General features: G+C 74.9%; 1 protein-coding gene. It reads right to left on the bottom strand.

Annotated elements, in window-relative coordinates; all coding sequences use genetic code 11:
- Positions 1-203, bottom strand: a 203-nt coding sequence (locus tag FDP13_RS21590) for a hypothetical protein (RefSeq protein ID WP_143840388.1), incomplete at both ends; no start/stop codon positions are given.

Raw genomic sequence — 203 nt, 5'->3', positions numbered from 1 at the left:
CCCGCGGTTGGTCCACTGCGGCAGGTGCAGCGTCAGCCCGCGCTGCGCCTGCAGCGTGCCGTCGTTGTCCAGCTGCGTGGTGGTCAGCGTCAGGTCCTGACCCTGCACCCAGCCCGCGTTGGTCAACTGCGGCGCGCCCAGGGCCAGCCGGCCGCCCGACAGCAGCTGCCCGCCGCGCTGGTTGTCCAGCCGGCTACCGCCCG

The sequence above is a fragment of the Dickeya sp. ws52 genome, from assembly GCF_007210685.1.
Classification (GTDB): Bacteria; Pseudomonadota; Gammaproteobacteria; order Enterobacterales; family Enterobacteriaceae; genus Dickeya; species Dickeya chrysanthemi.
Note: the sequence above shows the minus strand (reverse complement) of the source record. Positions and strands in the feature narration are given on the sequence as shown.